General features: G+C 35.1%; 17 protein-coding genes. 6 read left to right on the top strand and 11 right to left on the bottom strand.

All coding sequences use genetic code 11. The features are described from left to right. The first annotated feature begins 133 nt into the window (after positions 1-133). Both nudK and ACNQGO_RS11205 read left to right on the top strand, forming a co-directional pair. On the top strand, positions 134-715 hold the full coding sequence (gene nudK, locus ACNQGO_RS11210) for a GDP-mannose pyrophosphatase NudK (RefSeq protein ID WP_417985296.1): 582 nt from the start codon (positions 134-136) through the stop codon (positions 713-715). Then, entirely contained in the window at positions 715-1,596 is an 882-nt protein-coding gene (locus ACNQGO_RS11205) for a DMT family transporter (protein WP_417946180.1), read from the top strand. Before nudK ends, ACNQGO_RS11205 begins: the two co-directional genes overlap by 1 nt. 54 nt (positions 1,597-1,650) lie before the next feature. On the opposite strand, the gene ACNQGO_RS11200 is transcribed toward ACNQGO_RS11205, so the two are convergent. Together ACNQGO_RS11200 and ACNQGO_RS11195 are read right to left on the bottom strand one after the other, a co-directional pair. Next, positions 1,651-2,862, bottom strand: coding sequence for an MFS transporter (locus tag ACNQGO_RS11200; protein ID WP_417985295.1), 1,212 nt, complete (start codon positions 2,860-2,862; stop codon positions 1,651-1,653). A gap of 51 nt (positions 2,863-2,913) precedes the next feature. Next, the gene (locus tag ACNQGO_RS11195; RefSeq protein ID WP_417985294.1) at positions 2,914-3,825 is read right to left on the bottom strand and encodes an AEC family transporter; all 912 of its coding nucleotides are present in this window, start codon (positions 3,823-3,825) and stop codon (positions 2,914-2,916) included. Between the two features lie 165 nt (positions 3,826-3,990). Here ACNQGO_RS11195 and meaB point away from each other — a divergent pair, with 165 nt between their 5' ends. Then, positions 3,991-5,079, top strand: coding sequence for a methylmalonyl Co-A mutase-associated GTPase MeaB (gene meaB, locus ACNQGO_RS11190; protein WP_417985293.1), 1,089 nt, complete (start codon positions 3,991-3,993; stop codon positions 5,077-5,079). Here the strand turns inward: meaB and ACNQGO_RS11185 are convergent, their stop codons facing one another. From ACNQGO_RS11185 to ACNQGO_RS11175, 3 genes are all read right to left on the bottom strand, one after another. After that, positions 5,080-5,310, bottom strand: a complete 231-nt coding sequence (locus ACNQGO_RS11185) for a hypothetical protein (RefSeq protein ID WP_091164535.1) — start codon at positions 5,308-5,310, stop codon at positions 5,080-5,082. 51 nt (positions 5,311-5,361) lie between these two features. Further along, on the bottom strand, positions 5,362-6,270 hold the full coding sequence (locus ACNQGO_RS11180) for a prohibitin family protein (RefSeq protein ID WP_417985292.1): 909 nt from the start codon (positions 6,268-6,270) through the stop codon (positions 5,362-5,364). Positions 6,271-6,341: 71 nt separating this feature from the next. Then, positions 6,342-7,724, bottom strand: a complete 1,383-nt coding sequence (locus ACNQGO_RS11175; protein ID WP_417985291.1) for an MATE family efflux transporter — start codon at positions 7,722-7,724, stop codon at positions 6,342-6,344. A gap of 230 nt (positions 7,725-7,954) precedes the next feature. On the opposite strand from ACNQGO_RS11175, the gene ACNQGO_RS11170 reads away from it, so the two are divergent. Further along, on the top strand, positions 7,955-8,536 hold the full coding sequence (locus tag ACNQGO_RS11170; protein ID WP_417976689.1) for a hypothetical protein: 582 nt from the start codon (positions 7,955-7,957) through the stop codon (positions 8,534-8,536). A gap of 55 nt (positions 8,537-8,591) precedes the next feature. On the opposite strand, the gene ACNQGO_RS11165 is transcribed toward ACNQGO_RS11170, so the two are convergent. The 3 genes from ACNQGO_RS11165 to ACNQGO_RS11155 form a co-directional block, all read right to left on the bottom strand. Next, the gene (locus tag ACNQGO_RS11165) at positions 8,592-10,367 is read right to left on the bottom strand and encodes a cytochrome-c peroxidase (protein WP_417985290.1); all 1,776 of its coding nucleotides are present in this window, start codon (positions 10,365-10,367) and stop codon (positions 8,592-8,594) included. A gap of 94 nt (positions 10,368-10,461) precedes the next feature. Further along, the gene (locus ACNQGO_RS11160) at positions 10,462-11,910 is read right to left on the bottom strand and encodes a PhoX family protein (RefSeq protein ID WP_417969301.1); all 1,449 of its coding nucleotides are present in this window, start codon (positions 11,908-11,910) and stop codon (positions 10,462-10,464) included. A 186-nt stretch (positions 11,911-12,096) separates the two neighbouring features. After that, positions 12,097-12,978 carry a PPK2 family polyphosphate kinase gene (locus ACNQGO_RS11155; protein ID WP_417985289.1) on the bottom strand — a complete coding sequence of 294 codons (882 nt, stop codon included), beginning with the start codon at positions 12,976-12,978 and terminating at the stop codon, positions 12,097-12,099. A 151-nt stretch (positions 12,979-13,129) separates the two neighbouring features. Between ACNQGO_RS11155 and ACNQGO_RS11150 the strand changes: the two genes are divergently transcribed. Beyond that, on the top strand, positions 13,130-13,966 hold the full coding sequence (locus tag ACNQGO_RS11150) for a DUF6929 family protein (RefSeq protein ID WP_417985288.1): 837 nt from the start codon (positions 13,130-13,132) through the stop codon (positions 13,964-13,966). Positions 13,967-14,094: 128 nt separating this feature from the next. Beyond that, positions 14,095-14,811: a 3-ketoacyl-ACP reductase gene (locus ACNQGO_RS11145; RefSeq protein WP_417985287.1), complete on the top strand. Its 717-nt coding sequence runs from the start codon at positions 14,095-14,097 to the stop codon at positions 14,809-14,811. Between the two features lie 151 nt (positions 14,812-14,962). Here the strand turns inward: ACNQGO_RS11145 and mtaB are convergent, their stop codons facing one another. The 3 genes from mtaB to ACNQGO_RS11130 all read right to left on the bottom strand — a co-directional run bounded on the left by mtaB (position 14,963) and on the right by ACNQGO_RS11130 (position 17,504). Then, positions 14,963-16,291, bottom strand: coding sequence for a tRNA (N(6)-L-threonylcarbamoyladenosine(37)-C(2))-methylthiotransferase MtaB (gene mtaB / locus ACNQGO_RS11140; protein WP_417945187.1), 1,329 nt, complete (start codon positions 16,289-16,291; stop codon positions 14,963-14,965). Between the two features lie 171 nt (positions 16,292-16,462). Next, complete coding sequence (locus ACNQGO_RS11135; RefSeq protein ID WP_417985286.1) at positions 16,463-17,260, bottom strand: Cof-type HAD-IIB family hydrolase; 798 nt, start codon at positions 17,258-17,260, stop codon at positions 16,463-16,465. A 25-nt stretch (positions 17,261-17,285) separates the two neighbouring features. Next, on the bottom strand, positions 17,286-17,504 hold the full coding sequence (locus ACNQGO_RS11130; RefSeq protein ID WP_417948231.1) for a putative signal transducing protein: 219 nt from the start codon (positions 17,502-17,504) through the stop codon (positions 17,286-17,288).

The following is a 17,504-nucleotide window of genomic DNA, read 5'->3' as shown; positions in this document are numbered from 1 at the left end:
AAAGTCAAATTAAAATGAGGACATATAAAACAAAAAACACTTGCAAAAACGTTTTTGCAAGTGTTTAATTAAATATTTTTATCTAATAATCTGTATCGGTTATTCAGGACAAGACAAATCTATATTGAACCTTATGACTGATCCAAAAATCATAATCAAGAACACTGAAGTACTGTCTGATAACCATTATGTTTTAAACAAAGTTACCTTTGACTATCAAAAAAAAGACGACTCTTGGATTACCCAAAAAAGAGAAGTATACGACCGAGGCAATGGTGCAGCAATTTTATTGTATAATAAACAACAAAAAACCGTCATTTTGACCCGACAATTTCGTTTACCTACATATTTAAATGGGAATTCAACTGGCATGACGCTGGAAGTTTGTGCCGGACTTTTAGACCAAGACAATCCAGAGCAATGCATCATTCGGGAAACCGAAGAAGAAACTGGCTACCGCATTACAAACGTTACTAAAGTAATGGAAACCTATATGTCACCTGGCGCAGTAACCGAAATTTTATATTTATTTGTAGGCGAGTACGATGAATCGATGCGAGTGAGTGAAGGAGGTGGCGTAGCACACGAGGAAGAAAAAATTGAGGTAATAGAAATGCCACTTGATGAAGCCTATGCTATGATTGAATCTGGCCAAATGCAGGATGCTAAGACTATTATTCTATTGCAATATGCCAAAATTAACAGTTTCCTGTAATGAATAATGCGACCAAAGGAATTCTATTTGCTTTATTAGCCACCTTGCTTTGGTCTGGAAATATGGTCGTTGCAAGCGGCATAAAAGGCCACATTCCTCCTGTTGGTTTGGCTTTTTGGCGCTGGACCGTTGCTTGCATTGTGTTGGCGCCATTTGCTTTAAAAAGTACTATCAATGATTTCAAAATTATACGGAATCATTTTGCATACCTTGCACTTACAGCTGTAATGGGCATCACCGTGTTTAATACGCTCATTTATTTTGCAGGTAAAACAACAAGTGCGGTCAACTTATCATTGATAGCGATTTCCATTCCTTTATTCATTGTAGTTTTGTCTCGAATTATTTTTAAAGAAAAAGTTTCTAACATTAAAATTACAGGAATTGCAATAATCATTACGGGAGTTTTGGTACTCATTTCGAAAGGATCGTTTCAAGCTCTGTTACAAATCAATTTTGCGATTGGAGATGTTTTGATGCTTTTGGCTTGTTTATTTTTTGCATATTATACCATTTTAGTCCGTAAAAAGCCAGATGAATTGTCGCCAAAAGTCTTTCTTTTCAGTGTTTTTGTAATTGGAACCATATTATTGTTTCCGTTTTATTTTATTGAAAATCTGTACTTTAAAAAAGTATATTTTGACATCAAAACAATCTTAGTTGTAAGTTATGTTGGAATTTGCGCCTCCTTAATTTCGTTTTATTTCTGGAACGAAGCGATTCGATTTATTGGCACTTCAAAAACGGCCATGATTTATTATCTGATTCCCGTTTTTAGTGGCGTTTTAGCATATATTTTTCTAAATCAAGCCATTGTAATAACTCAAGTTATCAGTATGGGAATTATTATTGTGGGTTTATTGATTACCAATAAAAAATAATGTCAGAATCAAAAAAAAACTATTCAGACAAAAATAAATTGCTGTAAAGAAGTTCTATTTCTTTTTTAAATTCGGCAAAAAGAAAGCAATGATCCCAATCAAAGGTAAAAAAGCACAAAGAATATAGACATAAGTAATACTGGTATGATCCGCAAGATTTCCTAATAAAGCCGAACCTAAACCACCCATTCCGAAAGCAAAGCCATAAAAAAGACCAGAAACCATTCCGAGTTTTTTAGGCAATAATTCTTGTGCATAAACTAAAATTGCTGGAAATGCAGATGAAATAATTATTCCTATCACCACTGATAATACTCCTGTCCAAAACAAATCCATATACGGCAATAATAATGTAAATGGTGCAGCTCCTAAAACAGAAAACCATATCACATATTTTCTCCCAAACTTATCGCCAAGCGGCCCACCAATTAAAGTTCCGATAGCGCAAGAAACTAAAAACAAAACCAAATGAAATTGGGCATCTTGCACCGATAATCCAAATTTTTCAATCAAATAAAAGGTGAAGTAACTCGACATACTCGCCATGTAAAAGAACTTCGAAAATATTAAAATCATTAAAATCACCACCGATATTACAATCGTTTTTTGAGATAGATTGGGCAAATCAATCACCGCTTTTTTAGTAATTCTTAAATTCAAATGGCTTTGATACCAAAGTGCAATTCGGCTTAAAACTAGCAATCCGATTAACGCAACAATGGCAAACCAAATGATATAAAATTGTGTGTTTGGCACTACTATAAGCGCCACTAACAAAGGACCAATTGCTGTCCCGACATTCCCTCCCAATTGAAAGATAGACTGTGCTAAACCCCGTTTTCCGCCTGAAGCCAAAAAAGAAATTCGCGACGCTTCTGGATGAAAAATAGAGGAACCAATGCCAACCAAAATTACTGCTGCGATTATCATTCCAAAACTAGAAGCATGGGATAAACTAACAATTCCAGCTAAAGTAAACAACATTCCGAAAATTTGAGAAAAAGGTTTGGGCCTTTTATCAGTGTACAATCCCACTAGCGGTTGCAAGATCGAAGCTGCCAGCTGATACGCTAGGGTGATTAAACCTATTTGGGTAAAATTTAAATTAAAATTTTGCTTTAAAATGGGATAGGAAGCAGGAATAACTGCTTGCAGCAAATCGTTTAATAAATGAGCAAAAGCAATCGAAAATAATATCGAATAAATGGTTTGTTGCGCAATAGGACTAGTATGAGTGTTTGAGGATGTTTGAACAGTTGAATTCATAGTGTAATAAAGTAGGTAAGTGATTTGCGAACCAGACTCGCATTAAAACATTCAAATAAACTGAACCAAAAAATACCAAAACAACAATGTAACAAACGACAATGGGATTCCAAAACCAATCATCATGCTACTCAACCGTGGTTTCAATCCGTGTGTGGAAGCCAAAATACAAGCGGTAATCATAGGAGCCATTGCCGATTCTAGTACCGCCACTTGGATCACTTTAGAATGCTGCTGCAAAATTACAACATACAACACGTAAATCAGTGCGGGCGTCAGTATTAGTTTATATAAAAGACCTAATCCCAAAAAGTGCCAGTGCTGACTTTTTCGATCGAAACGCAACTGTAAACCTACGGATAGCAAAGCTAAAGGCGTTACAAAACTACCTGTTGTTTTGAAGACCACTTGTAGAAAATCCAGAAATTCAAAATTCAGAATATTCATCACGCAAGCAATTATAAAAGTGATAAACGGTGGAAAAAGAAAAATCTTTTTGGCAATTTGAAAGCCATTGGGATTCCCGCTAGAATAAATGGTCGCCACCAATATTCCTAAAGTAGACAGCACCACAAAAGAGCCCGGTTGGTCTACTAAAATGGCTGTTTTTAAACCTTCTTCGCCATACAGCGCTTCAATAATTGGAAAACCCAAAAAAGAAGTATTTCCTAAACCAGCGGTCAGAATTAAGCAACCAATCAATTTTTTAGACCATCTCAACCGCTTTCCTAAGACACTAAAAAACAAATACGACACTATAAAGCCAATCCAAGCTACACCAATAGGATAGAGTAATTCCGGGCTCCAATTAATTTTAGGAATGTAATACAAAGCCAAAGCAGGAAGGCAGACGTAAATAACAATCTTGTTTAATACAGTATAGGCGTGAGTGGGAAACCATTTTACATGTTTCAATAAAATGCCTAGCAATAAAAAAACAAAAATTAGGATAAAGTTGGTCATAATACATCAAAGATATTGACTAATGGTAAATAAAATGAATTCAAAAAAATAAAATTTGTAAAAATAAACGACGAAAGAGGAACCATCAAAATGAAATGACATTTTAAGAGAATGACGGTCTATTCAAAATAGTTTTTATTATTTTTACTATTCTAAAAAATAGTTTTGCCAAATAAAAAACCTAATCCTAGCGCCTTACAAGAAAAACCCGGTATTGCTGCTCCTGAAATTATCAGTGCTTCAGCCATTGGTACCATTCAACGTTTTAGAAAAATACAACCTTCGGCAAAAGATCTTGTTGCTGGCATTTTAGACGAAAACATTACAGCCTTGAGTCGCTCCATTACTTTAGTGGAAAGTACCAATAGCGGTCATTTGGCGAAAGCCAATGAAGTTATCAATGCGTGTTTGCCACACGCCAATCAATCGGTGCGTATAGGAATTACAGGCGTTCCAGGCGTGGGTAAAAGTACTTTTATTGAAGCTTTTGGAACCTATTTAACTAGTCTAGGCAAAAAAGTGGCGGTACTCGCTGTAGATCCCAGCAGTACGATCAGTCACGGCAGTATTCTTGGGGATAAAACCAGAATGGAAGAACTCGTAAAGGATAAAAATGCGTTTATCCGTCCTTCGGCTTCGGGGGAAACATTAGGAGGTGTGGCTCGAAAAACTCGAGAAACCATAACGCTTTGTGAAGCAGCTGGCTTTGACACTATTATCATTGAAACTGTAGGTGTAGGCCAAAGTGAAACTGCCGTTCACAGCATGGTTGATTTTTTCCTTTTATTAAAAATATCTGGTGCGGGTGATGAATTGCAAGGAATAAAGCGCGGAATCATGGAAATGGCAGATGCTATTGTCATTAACAAAGCGGATGGTGACAATATTAAAAGAGCGAATCTAGCCAAACTGGAATTTAATAGAGCGTTACATCTGTTCCCTGCCAAAAAATCAGGTTGGACACCTACTACTGCTGCTTGCAGCGCAATTACTAATGAAGGTATTAGTGCCGTGTGGGAAACTATTCAAAAATTCTTGGAACTGACAAAAGTCAACAATTATTTCTTTGAAAAACGCAAAGAACAAAACCAATATTGGATGTTAGAAACGATCAACGAGCGATTAAAAAACAATTTCTACCAACATCCAGAAATTCAAAAGCTACTTGAAACCAATAAAAAAGCGGTGCAAAATGATGAAATCTCACCTTTTGCAGCCGCTCAAATATTATTAGAAAAATATTTTAAAAAATAATTACTCTTTTTCGTATCGTTCCATTTCCCTGTCATAAAACTCATTTGCAAGAACGATTAATCCTTCCATTTCTGCATTTAATTCGGCTTCGTCAAGATCCTCTGCTTCTTCTATAAACTCTACTTCATCGTCTTTCAAATTGATGATAAATCTTGGGTAATCAAGGTGTATGATGAATATATCTTCGGGGAAATCTGTATTGTCTCCTAGTAAAAATTTTGGTAATTCCATTTTAGTATTGTTTTGTTGATTTGATATTGAGTTATTTAAATTTTGAAAGAACTATTTATCCGAAAGAATTATAGGTGTGTTTCGGCTGCCATTCATAAAAATAATCTTGGTATTAGTTGATGCGGCTAGTTCTTTCTGCGCTTTTATTTGCTCGTATTGCAATTGCTTATCTGATAATCCTGTTGAAATAATACGCTGGTAATCAGCAATACCTTGTGCTTCTACTCGCTTACGCTCTGCTTCTTGTTTTTCTTTCTGCAGCACAAATGTCATTTTTTGGGCATCTTGCTCGGCATTTATTTTACTTTCGATAGAAGCTTTTACTGATGCTGGAAGGTTAATATTGCGAATCAATAATTGCTCTAAAACCAAACCTCTTGATTTAAAATCGGCTTCAATTGTTTTAAATATACGCTGCTGAAATTCATTCCTTTTAGTAGAATACAAAGCTACTGCATCATAATAAACAGCATTGTCACGAATACGGGTTCGAGTAACGGGACGAACAATTTTATCACTGTAGTTCACGCCAATTTCTTTCAGAATTTTTGGAGTAGCTTCTGGCGATACTCTAAATAAAACAGTAAGGTCGATAACGACTTCAAGTCCATCATTAGACAATACACGAATGGCATCATCACCTGATTGAGCGCCTTCATTATGAACCGCAGACATGGTGTAATTTTGGGTTTGAATATCAAATTCTGTCACATCCATAAGCGGATTTATCAAACTGAGTCCGCTTTGCAAAACATCGCTTTGAACGCTACCATAAAGGGACTTTACTCCGACTTTCCCAGCATCAATTTGTTTGAACATAGACGAAAAAATACCTAAAATGATCAGAAGCACTCCGATGATTTTAAGACTACCAGAGAATTTAGAGAAAGAATTTAGGTTGTTTTTTAAGGTGAAACTTAAAATCAAAAAGATTATTCCAAGAATAATTAATAGTATCATTTTTTTATTGGTTAGATTATTATTCTTGTTATACGGAAATACGAATGAGAAGTTACAGCGTACGAAAAATTTTATTCTTTATGATTTTGTAAAACTAACTTTTTTGTAAGTCTCGCAAAGCGAATGTATAAAAAAATAGCTGCTGCTGTTAATCCTGCCAAGAGTCCGATCCAGATTCCAACAGCCTTGAGCTCCGTATACTTGCCTAAATAATAGGAAATAGGAAAGCCGATGACCCAATACGCCACAAAGGTAATGTACATGGGAATTTTTACATCTTGCAAACCGCGTAATGCGCCTAAAACAACGACTTGAATACCATCAGAAATTTGGAATATGGCAGCAATCAATAATAATTTTGATGTAATAGCAATGATTTCGGAATTGTCCAGCACCTGAGAAGCATCATTCATATTCAAGAATAAATGGGGTAAGAAGTTATGTAAAACAACAAACACAATAGCGAAAAAGGTTTCTAAAATAATAGCCAACAAAAATATAGAACGTGCTACAACGATCAGTTTTTTATAATCGTTTATACCTTTAGTATGACTCACTCGAATCATTGCAGTAACACTCAATCCCATGGCAACCATAAAAGTAGACGATGCCAGAATAAGTGCAATCTGATTGGCCGCTTGACTGTTTTTACCCAAAGAACCGGAGAGCCAAATTGCCGCGGTGAACAACGTTACTTCAAACAACATTTGCATCGCTGAGGGTAAACCAAGATTGATGATTTTTTTCAAAATTGACTTTCGGATTTCTTTAAAACTAAAATTCTTAAAATATTTTTTCAAGTCGGCATTTCTTTTCATCAAATAATGCATAAAAACCACCATCATTATTCTGGACAAAACCGTTCCTAGAGCGGCTCCCAAGATGCCTAATTTTGGAAATATCCAAACTCCATATATAAGCACGTAATTAAAAAAAACATGCACCACATTAGCCATAAAAATAGTGTACATAGAGTATTTCGTTTTGGCTAGACCATCTGCAAATTGCTTGTACCCTTGATACATAATCACTGGAATCAAAGAAAAAGCAACCCAATCAATATATGGTGCTGCCATGTCAGCGACTTCTTTGGGTTGGTGCATCAAATACATAATTTGTTTAGACAACACGGTCAAAATAAATAATGCAACTCCTAAAACCGTACATAAAAGCAAACCGTGATGAAACGTGGTTCGAATTTTTGACACATCATTTTCAGCATCAGCCTCAGCAACTAATGGTGTAATTGCCGTAGAAAACCCTATCCCTAATGATAAGGCAATGAATATAAAGCTGTTTCCCAAAGAAACCGCAGCTAACTCTGTAGACCCCAGTTTCCCGACCATAAAATTATCGACTATCCCAATCAAAGTATGCCCTAACATACCTAGAATTACTGGATATGCCAATTTAATATTATATGAAAACTCTTTAAAGTATTGTGATAAATTCACTTCTTGTTTTTTTTGAAAGCAAAGATAATTAGAAGGTTTCAATTCTTTCAATACAATTGATAATAATACACTATGTAGTTATGCCCTTTTTGAACAAAACAAGTAATTCTATAACAAAACCAAACAATTCTATAACAAACTACGCTTGCAAGCAGTATACTTTTGCACTGTTGTCAACGGGTAATTAAATCCAACTAGCAACAATAAAATAATAAATAAATATTACAATTATGAAAACGACAGGAAAAATCAAAATGTTATTTGTATTCGCAGTAGCAATGATGTTTGCTAACAATGTACAAGCACAAGAAACAACTACAGCTACAAATTACGATCAGGGATTCCGTTTAGGTGTTGGTTTAAATGGAGGATATTCAACTAACGACCCTTATAAATTATCACTTGGTGCCGATGTAAGAGGACAATATGATTTATCAAAAAGATACTCTTTGACGTTGACTACAGGTTACACTAATTTATTTGTAAGCAAAGCTGATGGATTTGCTGGTCAAACAGAAGGAAAAGATTTAGGAATTATTCCAGCTAAAGCAGGTTTCAAAGCTTTTATTTGGAATGACCAATTCTACGTTATGGGAGAAGCTGGTGCAGCATTTGCAACAAGTAATGTAGAAAACACAAGAGACGATACTTCTTTATTGTTATCTCCAAGTATAGGTTATGCTACGAAATACATAGATATTTCTTTGAACTATACACACTACAATCATTTTGATCGTTTAAACAGTAACGGTTCTCTTGGTAGAGGAGTTGGACAAGTTGGTGTACGTTTAGCTTATGGTTTTCAACTGTAAAAAAATATTGAGTTAGTTAAAAAAATGCGCTGAATTTCAGCGCATTTTTTGTTTCCTATCGGGAGTACTTTTTATCTGTCAAAGTTTTCATAAAAGCTATAAGCTGTTTCTTTTCTAAGTCGGTAAGATTCAGTTTGTCCTCGGGTAACGTTTGGTTTTGCAAATTAAATCCCAATCCGTTCCCACCGCCGTCATTGTAAAAATCAATCACTTCTTCCAGTGTTTTAAAAACGCCATTGTGCATGTAAGGCGCCGTTAATTCAACATTTCTTATGGTAGGTGTTTTAAAAGAATTACGATGAATTTCGGCTTTCGTTAATTCAAATTTCCCCAAATCAGCATCTAATTTTTTATATTTATTAGGAACACCAAGCACTTCACTTTCTGATTTTATAAAACTTGGAGGGACAGTCCCGTTTGTTAATGGAATAAAATGACAGGTAGCACATTTTGCCTTTCCAGTGAATAAATTAAATCCTGCAATTTCATCCAAATCAAACTTTTTCTCTCCTCTCATAAACCCATCAAACTTTGAATCATAAGTACTCAATGATCTTATATAGGATGCCAATGCGTTCTTTATTCCAAATTCATCTATTGCTGTTTTAGGAAATGCCTTTTGGAACTTAGCAACATAACTAGGTTGTTTTTTTAAAGCTACCACTGATTTTGCAAAGGAACCATGCATTTCATTTTCATTTATAATTACCGCTACAGCCTGATCTTCCAGATAATTAACTCTAGAATCTGAGAAAAAAGCACGCTGAAATGCAATGTTAGTAAGTGTAGGCGTATTTCTTTTTACTAAAGATCTACCATTTAATGAAACGGATTTCTCGAGACCATCCGTAAATGCTTTATCTGAATGGTGACAGGAAGCACAAGAACGAGAATTATCTCCTGACAAAACAGGATCATTAAACAATAATTTTCCTAATTCTATTTTTTCAGGTGTTGTTTCATAATCTGGAAATGCGGAGAAAGCTTCGGCATCAAAAGCGTTTTTATCAAAAAGTGTCTGTGCAGTTGTTTTCAGCCCTATTGTTTCTTTTATAAAAGGAATATTCAAACTGACTTGCGTTTTATACAAACCAATACTTAATGGATTGGCGATTTCTCGAATAAAAAAAGCACGGTCAAATGCATTAAAGTTGGTATTTGTTTTTAAGTATTCCTTGCCTTTTTTAATTATTTTTAAAACCTTTTGAAAAGTTTCATCGGCTGAGTAATCTGCATAGATTTTATAGTATTTCTCGATGCTTTCCAATGCTTCTGCAGCTTCTGGAATAGATTTTTGAGCAATCGGGGAATCAAATCCGGTTATTCCCAAGGTTATGATTCTAAAAACTTCCAAACGCATTGCATCAAAAACGTGTGAATCTGTAAATTCATTTGTCTGTGATACTTTGTCCAAACGCTTTAAGTTAGCCGATAGAATACCCATTTCTTTCAGCAACTCCGCTTTTGACTTTGAATTATATGTTGGGAAAATAAATTCTTCAATCACTTGAAATCCTTCGGGAGGCAAAGTCTTTCCATCATTTTCTTCAAATTCTGACAAGGCTGGACCATTTATAGCTTTAGAGACAGCGGGAAAATAATACTCACTAATCGTTTCCACTTGTTTGTAACTGCTGTGTGCATTTAGAAATTGACGCTGAAGCTCAACTGTTGAGGAATTTGACTCAATTAAACCTTCCAGTTTAGAAACCTCATTTATGACTTTTAGAATATCTGATTTGAATATATTATTTACCGTTTCATGCTTAGGAATAGCATTTTGGCAAGAAATCAATACAATTAGAACCAATAAAATGAAACTGTTTTTCATGATAAATGCGAGTAACTTTAAAAAATCGTAAAAAACAAAAACCACGGTTCGTACCATAAAACCGTGGATATTTGTAACTATTTGATTGTGTTTATTATCGTGCTAATCCTTTGATTAAAACAATTTGGCTTGCCTGATCTTCATTTGGACGGTTCGTTCCACCATCTACTCCTTTATATTTTGTACCTCTCCAAGTATGAGGCTGAACACTCAATAAGAAAGTATCATCAATCCCTAATTGTTCTGAAACATCAATCATAGCTCCATATTCCCAATCCCCTAATTTACTTGATCCACCTACATTATATTTAGTAGCATCTGTAGCAGTACGACGGTGGTCTAACTCCACAACCACTTTTAACTGTTTTGTCGCCATGTTGTATTGATAGATGTAAGCGTCATGTGTTTCATCACCATATCCATTGGCATCTTCCTGAACATAAACGTAGTTTTTTGTCACACAGATGTTATCTGGATTTTGGAATTTCCCTGCAATTCCGGTACGGTCATCTCCATCCAGAATTACTTCGAGGGTACCAACCAAAGGATTATTTGCATCCAAATTCAATTTGTAAACTCTACCATATTTCGTTCTTGAAGCATCGGCATTGTTTCCTGTTGTATTTTGTCCTGTAACATTAAAATAAATTTCTCTTGCTCCAGCATCTGAACCTTTTTTATAATCTAAGTCCTCTACTCTTCCAAATTTGATTCCTTTCAATGTATTTACAGAGGCATTTATAGCCGCTCCTGTCATTGTAGTGTGGTTGTCAATTTTCACAAAAGAAACACCGTACGATTGATTAACAACCATATCTTTCTCTCTCTGATTGTCATCCGTTCTTTTCATCATGTATAAAGAACCATTCGTTAAATCACCTACAGTGTTTGAAACATACATAAATACTTGACCGCCATACGTTCCTGAATCATCATCTCCAATTACAACTACCGTTTTTCCAGAAAATGCAGACGCTTTCAATGGCAAAGCATTTTCAGCACTTATTCTTCCTAAAGCAGGTAATTCTTTAGAAACCGAAGCAGATGCAACATCTCCAAAAGGATTTATGGCATGAGTGCGCGATTCTTCACCAGATTCTCCACAAGTCAAATACAATGGACCAAAACCATTTTCAGCAACTGTTGCCATTGTAGCACCACATAACCTCCAAGTTCCACCATTAGAATTCAATAAATATTCTCCTTTGGTAGGTTTGAATGTTTTGTCCAAAGTTACCCTTGATACCGCAAAATTGTCTTCATGATTCACCAAAAAAGTAAAAGTACCATCAACATTTCTCAATAATCCTGATCCATCTGCAGAACCTCCAAAAACAAAATTTGGACTTCCTGCCAAAACATCATCAGAGGCTATCAGTGAGAAAAGTTCTAAGCTTTCAAAGCCAGCTTGTTTTTTCAATAACACTGGAGTCACAGATTGATTCGCTAAAACAACACTCGTTGTTTCACTAGAAGATTTAGCATCATTCTCGCATGAGATTAAGGATACTAAAAATAACATTGGTAAAATAATTCTTTTCATCTTAGTTGCTTGTTTAAATTTTAAACAAAGTAATGCCGTGAATTTAAACTCTAAATGAATTGAATATTAACAAAAAGCCAAGAGTTGGCTCTATTTTAAACATGCGAAAAACAATAATTTTACATGCTAACAGTACCGTAATACAATGATAAACTTCAAGTAACCTTCGTAAGAAAATCCATTAACTTAATTCTCTTTTTTCAACATCTCTTTATACATTTCCATATTCGCCTTGATCGTATCGTCCATCTCAGGTTCCTGAATATCGGTATGTTTTTGCATTTCTTCCCAAATAATCTTAGCTACAATATAGCGTGCCATTTCCTTATCATCAGCAGGAACAACATACCATGGCGCATATTCTGAACTTGTATTGTTAATTGCCTCTTCATAATAACGCATATAATCATCCCAACGATCCCTTTCTTTTAAATCGCCTACCGAAAATTTCCAGTTGTGTTCTTTTTCTTCCAGTCGGCGCAACAAACGCTGCCTTTGCTCCTCTTTACTCAAATGCAAAAAGAACTTTAAAATAATGGTTCCATTTTGCGTAATATGCTTTTCAAAATTATTAATTTGTTGCATTCTATTTTCCCAAAATTGAGGTGTAACATCGTCAACGGTTTCAATACCCGGCAAATTTTCATTCATAATATATTCAGGATGCACTCTGGTGACCAAGACATTTTCATAATGCGTTCTGTTAAATACCGCAAACTTCCCTTTTTCTGGCAAAACCAAATAATGCCTCCACAAGTAATCGTGTTCTAACTCACTTGAATTGGGTGTTTTAAAACTATGTACCACAACTCCTCGAGAATTGAATTCCTTAAAAACTTCCCGAATCAGACTATCCTTTCCAGAGGTGTCCATGCCTTGCAAACAAATTAAAACGCCATAGCGATTGTGAGCATACATGACATCTTGCAGTTGGCTTAATTTTTTGGAAACATTTTTTAACTTATCTTCTTTTTTTTCATCGCTTGCCTCAATATTAAGATTGGTAGGCAATTGTGACAAACTTATTTTGTCAATAACTTTAAAATCATCGGGATTTATAGACTTCATAGGAAATAATTTATCTTTACCTCTCAAATATACCAAATTATTAGGAGCTTTTTCCTGCTGTACGCTTGAATCTTTTCCTCCGCCAAAAGAGGCCGAAGGAAAAGGATACCGCGGCCATCAGGGCTAAAGAATCGCTTTCAAAACAAATACAATGGAAAAATTCACACTCGAACTATTATTCCAAATCATTGGCATTGGTTCCGCCTCAGGACTTATTTACAAAGACAATTCCTTACTGATTATTGGTGACAACAGCGGTTTTCTTTATGAATACCATATGGATTCCCATGATTTAAAACGCCATCCTTTACTGGAAAATCCAACAGAAAACACACTCAAAAAAGACAAAGCTGATTTTGAAGCCATAACTCATTTTGGAGATAGTTTGTACGTTTTTGGTTCCGGTTCCACCGAGAAAAGGACCAAAATGATACAAGTTAACTCCAGCGATAAAAAGGTAATCGCCACGAATGATCTCAGCGATTTGTATGCAATCATGCAAAATTTCGGAGACATAAAACCCGAAGACTTCAACCTTGAAGGTGCTATCTATAATGGCGAAAGTTGGTTTTTGTTGAATCGTGGCAACGGAAGTTCTAATAAAAATGTTCTTTTCACCATAGAAGGAAAAAACCTGACTAACGATTTCAATATACTTTCTAACGCCTACAAACTGCCAAAAATAAGAGGAGTACGCAGTAGTTTTACCGATGCTATTTTAGTCGACAACAGCATTTATTTTTTGGCCACAGCCGAAGATACCGAATCTACATATGATGACGGCGAAGTTTTAGGAAGTCTTATTGGGAGAATCAACCTGAAAACAATGAAAATCGATTTTACCCAAAAAATCAGTAGCACCCATAAATTCGAAGGATTGACTTTATACACAAATTCAAAAGAAAAAATTGAGTTTCTGCTGTGTGAAGATAAGGACACAGAAGTTTTAGAAACATATATTTACAAATTGACTTTAGACAAGAAATAATAGTCATTTCAGTCCAAATAACAGAACGTTAAATTTAAATTAAATAGAAAATCAAAATAGATTGCAAAAGTAAAACATACTACTTTTACAATAAACCTGCCTTTTATTGGCATCAAATAATTTATAAAATGACAGATTTAAAAAATAAAAATGCCCTAATCACCGGCGCAGGAAAAGGAATTGGAAAAGCAATCACTTTGGCATTAGCTAAAGAAGGTGTAAATGTAATTTTAGTGGCGCGAACGAAAGATGAAATAGAAAGTGTTGCCATAAAAGCGCGTTCTTTGCGAGTAAAAGCGCTTGCCATCACTGCCGATGTTGCTGATATCAATTCGGTAAACGCTGCCGTTGAGAAAGCCTTGGCTGAATTTGGAACCATTGATATTTTAATCAACAATGCCGGAATAGCAGCTTTTGGAAAATTCTTAGAATTAGAGCCAACAGATTGGGAACGCATCATTCAGGTAAACCTTATGGGAACGTATTATGTAACCCGTGCCGTTTTGCCAAATATGATCGAAAGACAAACAGGTGATATCATCAATATTTCTTCCACTGCAGGATTAAGTGGGAATGCTTTAACTAGTGCCTATAGCGCTTCTAAATTTGCCGTTTTAGGATTAACGGAATCGTTGATGCAAGAAGTTCGAAAGCATAATATTCGTGTAACGGCATTAACGCCGAGTACTGTTGCAACCGACATGGCCAAAGAATTAAAATTGACAGACGGTAATCCAGAAACCGTAATGCAAGCAGAAGATATGTCCGAATTAATCATCGCCCAACTAAAACTAAACCGACGCGTATTTATCAAAAACAGTAGTATTTGGTCTACGAACCCTTAAAAGTAGTCGAAAGTCAAAAGTCTTAAAGTCAAATGTCGATAGGTACAATAAAAACCATTAAGAGATTAAGAAAATTAAGCGTAAAACTTAATGAACTTAATCCCTTAATGGTTTTTTAATCTTTTGCGTATATGACTTATATGTTTAAAAACTAAAACATACTCGTAACAAAATCCATTCGTACACTTCCATCTTCATCAATTTTCGTCAAATTAATGTCATGTAAAGTATTCACTAATTCTGGATTCCAAGGTGTTTTTACTTTCACATAGTTTTCGGTAAACCCGTGAATATAACCTTCTTTGTTTTCACTTTCGAACAAAACAGTTCTATTACTTCCCAATTGACTTTCGTAAAAAGCACGGCGTTTTTTAACTGACAAACCTCGTAACATTTTACTGCGTTTGGCGCGAACGTTAGCAGGAACAACGTCTTCCATTGAAGCTGCTTCAGTATTATCTCGTTCCGAATACGTGAATACGTGTAAATACGAAATATTCATTTCATTCAAGAAATGGTAGGTCTCTAAAAAATGTTCGTCTGTTTCACCCGGAAAACCTACAATTACATCTACGCCAATACAAGCGTGTGGCATTACTTCCCGGATTTTATTTACGCGTTCCGTATATACTTCGCGTTGGTAACGGCGTTTCATCAATTTTAGAATATCATTGCTTCCCGATTGTAGCGGAATGTGAAAATGCGGAACAAAAGTTCTACTTTTTGATACAAATTCAATCGTTTCATTTTTCAATAAATTTGGTTCAATAGACGAAATTCGCAGTCTTTCGATTCCTTCTACTTTGTCTAATTCCTGAACCAATTCTAAAAAAGTATGCTCGTGTTTTTTATTTCCAAATTCTCCTTTTCCGTAATCCCCAATATTCACTCCGGTAAGAACAATTTCCTTGATATTTTGTTTTGAAATTTCTGAAGCGTTTTTCAATACATTTTCCAGTTCATCACTTCTCGAAATTCCTCTTGCTAACGGAATGGTGCAATACGTACATTTATAATCGCAACCGTCCTGAACTTTCAAGAAAGCACGGGTTCTGTCTCCAATCGAATAACTTCCAACATAAAAATCAGCTTCGGCAATTTCGCAGGAATGCACTTCGCCAAAATCATTTTTCGACAAATCATTGATATAATCTGCCAATTTGAATTTTTCAGTTGCACCAAGAACTAAATCCACTCCATCTACACTCGCTAATTCTTCCGGTTTCAATTGCGCATAACAACCCACTGCCGCGACAAATGCTTTATCATTCAATTTCATTGCTTGACGCACGACTTGTTTGAACTGCTTATCAGCATTTTCAGTAACTGAACACGTATTAATCACATACATATCAGCGACTTCCTCAAAATCTACACGGTCAAATCCTTCGTCTTGTAAGTTACGGGCAATCGTAGAAGTCTCTGAGAAGTTTAGTTTACAGCCTAAGGTATAAAAGGCTACTTTTTTTCTATTTTCCATATTATAACTCAATTAATGAAATCGTTGTCAAAAAATTGAGTGTGCAAATTTACGAACTAAAATCTATTAATTTTTAGACGACAACAATTTTATTAAAAACTAAATCCGACACTCAGAATCTTTTGAGAGACTAAGTATCGGATGATAAATTATTATTTTTTGATTTAAGATTTAATTCAAGATAAATCGTCTCACCACCTCAGCCACGCCATGATTATTATTAGAAGCTACAATAACATCTCCTTTATCTCTCAATTCAGGATCTACATTATTAACCCAAACGCCCAATCCGGCATATTCAATCATGGTTAAATCATTTCCTGCATTTCCTACAGCAATAATCTCACTTTGAAGAATATTTAGTTTCTCGGCTAAAAATTTGATACTGGCTCCTTTATCAATTCCATTTTGCGCTACTTCAAGAAAAAATGGCTTTGACATACTCACACTTAGATGCGGCATTGCGGCTTTCAAGTCTTTTTCTACTTCTTTTAAGTAAGTTGGCTCTTCTAACAAAATACATTTGACAGCTGAAGACTGAACTTCTTCTTTAAAACTTACCACTTTATTGTGTTCTAAACCCGTAATATTTTTTTCGATTTCAATATATTCAGAATCCGTTTCACTTACAATTTTCCCATTAACGTAAGTAATAATGTGTGTCTTACTTTTTAAACTGTAATCATACAATTCATGGATTTGCCCTTGAGTTAACGTTTGCTCAAAAATGACTTTATCTTCTTTTAAATCAGTAATAACAGCTCCATTATACGATATCATATACGAATTATCCAATTGTAATTCTTTGGCGTAAGCAATCATTGCTGGCGTTGGTCTTCCAGAAGCCAGAATAACATAAACTCCTAATTCCTGGGCCTTAAACAACATTGCTGCATTCTCTACTGAAATGGTATGGTCATCGGTTAACAAAGTGTCATCCAAGTCTAAAACCAACATTTTATATTTCATTATTATTTCTTATATTGTGAATGAATTAAATACTCATTCTGAATTCTTCAATAACAGAATTTACTTTTGCAAACTCAGTTTCCTGAACAAACAATTCAACCGCTAAATCTGAATTTCCAAATCCTCCCAATCGAGCCGATTGTATATTATTTTTCACTACTACATCTACACCAATCGCTTCAATTCTCTCTTGTAACGCTAAAGCTAAAATTTCACTTCCCGAAAACACTTTCATTAATCCCAT

The organism is Flavobacterium frigidum (assembly GCF_048286735.1).
In the GTDB taxonomy this organism is placed as follows: Bacteria; Bacteroidota; Bacteroidia; order Flavobacteriales; family Flavobacteriaceae; genus Flavobacterium.
This window is presented reverse-complemented; position numbering and strand designations above follow the sequence as displayed.